3 protein-coding genes are annotated in these 3,165 nt (G+C 71.8%); all 3 read right to left on the bottom strand.

The genetic code is table 11. The features are described from left to right. A partial coding sequence (locus tag JM949_RS34845; RefSeq protein WP_203152317.1) for a GNAT family N-acetyltransferase occupies window positions 1-586 on the bottom strand: 586 nt, incomplete at its 3' end. A 110-nt stretch (window positions 587-696) separates the two neighbouring features. Next, window positions 697-1,464, bottom strand: coding sequence for a 4-hydroxy-tetrahydrodipicolinate reductase (gene dapB / locus JM949_RS34840; protein WP_203152316.1), 768 nt, complete (start codon window positions 1,462-1,464; stop codon window positions 697-699). Window positions 1,465-1,574: 110 nt separating this feature from the next. After that, the gene (locus tag JM949_RS34835; protein WP_203152314.1) at window positions 1,575-2,972 is read right to left on the bottom strand and encodes a M16 family metallopeptidase; all 1,398 of its coding nucleotides are present in this window, start codon (window positions 2,970-2,972) and stop codon (window positions 1,575-1,577) included. Window positions 2,973-3,165 lie beyond the last annotated feature (193 nt).

The raw sequence follows: 3,165 nt of genomic DNA, 5'->3' as shown, positions 1-3,165 counted from the left end.
ACCCCGTCCCTCCCCCGCTAGGCCGGGCCGACCACCCCGGCGATCTTGCAGTTTCGGTCGTCGAGATGCGGGAGGATACGCCTTGTGTCGCGACCGGAAGTGCAGGATCGCGGGGCTCACGGGTTCGTTCGGCAATCAACTCGTCGTCGTCCAGCGCACCCGTCGGGTGGAAGCCGAGGGACTCGTAGAGGGCTGCGGCCGGGGTGTTGTCGGGGTGGTACGAGAGGCGGACCGGGGGGATGCCCTCTCGGGCCGCCAGCCAGGGGGCCAGCGTCTGCACGGTGGCCCGGCCGACGCCCTTGCCCTGCTCGGCGGCGTCGATCAGCATCCCGCCGATCCAGTGCGAGCCGTCGTCGTCGACGCCCCACATGACGTGGCCGACGACGGTCTCGTCGGCGTACACCGCGAGCGAGTTCCACACCTCGGAGCGCATGCTGAGCAGCAGGTAACGCGCGCCCAACGCGGCCACGAACCGGCGCTGGTCGTCCCGCGGGGCGACGTCGGCCACCGCCCGCCAGTTGTCGTCATCAATCGGGCGCAGGGTGACCGGTCGACCGACCCGGTCCAGATGTCCACCATCGATCATCGGCGGGATGCTACCCGGTCCGCTCCCCGAGATCTTGGACAGTTTCCGTCAGCGCGTAACGGAAACTGTCCAAGATCTCGGCCAGCGACGCGGTGGACGGACCTGGGCCGTCAGTCGAGCAGGGCGTCCAGGCCGACGGTGAGGCCGGGGCGGTCGCGCACCGCGCGGACGGCCAGCAGCACACCCGGCATGAACGACACCCGGTCGTACGAGTCGTGCCGGATGGTCAGCGTCTCGCCGGTGCCGCCGAACAGCACCTCCTGGTGCGCGACCAGGCCGGTGGCGCGCACCGCGTGCACGCGTACCCCGTCGATCTCGGCGCCGCGCGCACCCGGCACCTCGTCCCTGGTGGCGTCCGGCACCGGGCCGAGACCGGCCTCGGCCCGGGCCTGGGCGATCTGTCGGGCGGTGTGCGTGGCGGTGCCGCTCGGGGCGTCCAGCTTGCCCGGGTGGTGCTGCTCGATGATCTCGACGGACTCGAAGTGTCGGGCGGCGCGCGCGGCGAACTGCATCATCAGCACCGCGCCGATGCCGAAGTTCGGGGCGATGACCACACCCACGTCTGGCTTGCCGGCCAGCCAGGCGCGCACCTGCTCCAGCCGCTGCTCGGTGAAGCCGGTCGTGCCGACGACGACGCTGATGCCCTGGTCGATGCACCACTGAAGGTTGTCCATGACGACGTCCGGCGTGGTGAAGTCGACGACCACCTCGGCGGCGGCGACGGCGGACCGGTCGTCGCCCTGGTCGATCGACGCCACCAGGGTCAGGTCGTCGGCGGCGTCGACCGCCTTGCAGACCTCGATGCCCATCCGGCCCCGCGCACCAAACACACCGACCCGCACCAGCCCGGCGGGGGTCTTCTCCTGCTCGTCAGTCACGGGGCACAACCTATCCCAATCAGGGCGTGCCCCTCGGGTCGGATCCGGGGGATCCATTCGCCGGGATGCCCAGGCCGAAAGGGCTCCGCAGGCGTCCGGGACAGCCGCCCTCAGACCGCGAAGTCGCCCGCGCCGAACGGGCCCACCACGGCCAGCGACATCGGTCGGCTGAGCAGCTCGGCGGCGAGGACGTTCACGTCCTGCACGGTGACCCCGTCGACCCGGCGGAGCAACTCGTCGACCGGCATCAGATCGCCGTAGAGCAGCTCACCCTTGGCCAGCCGGCTCATCCGGGAACCGGTGTCCTCCAGGCCGAGCACGAACGAACCCTTGCTCATCCCCTTGCCCCGGGCCACCTCGGCCTCGGTCAACCCGTCGGCGGCCACCCGGGCCAGCTCGGCGCGGGTCAGGGCCAGCACCTCGTCCACCTTGCCGGGGGCACAGCCGGCGTAGACGGCGAACAGGCCGGTGTCGGCGTACTGGCTGGCGTAGGAGTAGACCGAGTACGCCAGGCCGCGCTGCTCGCGGATCTCCTGGAACAGGCGGCTGGACATGCCGCCGCCGAGCACGTTGTTGAGCACCCCGAGGGCGAACCGTCGCTCGTCGAGCCGGTCGATGCCGGGGCAGCCGAGGATGACGTGAGCCTGCTCGGTCTCCTTCGGCTCCACCACGGTGGTCGCCGGCTTGGTGCGTACCGCCGGGGTCGCCGCGCGGTGCGGCGCCGGGCTGGCCGGGTCGCTGTCCAGCGGGGTGCCGCGTACGGCCTGGCGGACCATCTTGACCACCGCGGCGTGGTCGAGGTTGCCGGCGGCGGCGATGACGATCTGCGGCGCGGTGTAGCGGCCCCGGTAGAAGCTCTGGATCTGCCGCCGGGTCATCGGGGTGACGGTCTCGGCGGTGCCGGAGATCAGCCGACCCAGCGGGTGCTGGCCGTAGACGGCCTGGACGAAGAGGTCGTGCACCTCGTCACCGGGCTCGTCGTCGTGCATGGCGATCTCTTCCAGGATCACGCCGCGCTCGGTCTCGACGTCGGCCGGCTCCAACAGCGAGTCGGCGACCAGGTCGCACATCACGTCGACCGCGAGCGGCAGGTCCTCGTCCAGCACCCGGGCGTAGTAGCAGGTGTATTCCTTCGTGGTGAAGGCGTTGGTCTCACCACCCACCGCCTCGATCTGCGAGGAGATCTCCAGTGCGGTGCGCTTGTGGGTGCCCTTGAAGAGCAGGTGCTCGAGGAAGTGCGCCGCGCCCGCCTGCGGGCCGGTCTCGTCCCGCGAACCGACCGCCACCCAGATGCCGAACGAGACGCTGCGCATCGCCGGAATCGCCTCGGTGAGCACGCGCAGGCCGCTGGGCAGCACGGTACGACGTACCGTGCCGCCCAGCGGGTCGTCGCTGAGTGTCCGGGTCACCGCGCGGGCGGTGCCGCCGGAGCGACCCGCCCCGGTGTCCCGAGACGGGGCCACCCCCCGTCGATCCGGTGGAAACGGCGCGCTGACGGCCCGACTCACGTGGTGCTCCCGGTTCGACGAGGGGTGGGTGATGCGAGGTACGACGATCAGCTGTGCCGGGTCCGGCGGCGCGGACGCTCGCCGCCCTCACCACCCTCGCCGCCGCCGCCGTTGCCGCCGCCCTCGCCACGGTCACCGCGCTCCGGGCCACGCCCGCCCCGGTCGCCGCCACGCTCGCGGTCGCCCCGGTCAC

The sequence above is a fragment of the Micromonospora tarensis genome (genome assembly GCF_016803395.1).
GTDB lineage: Bacteria > Actinomycetota > Actinomycetes > Mycobacteriales > Micromonosporaceae > Micromonospora > Micromonospora tarensis.
Note: the sequence above shows the minus strand (reverse complement) of the source record. Positions and strands in the feature narration are given on the sequence as shown.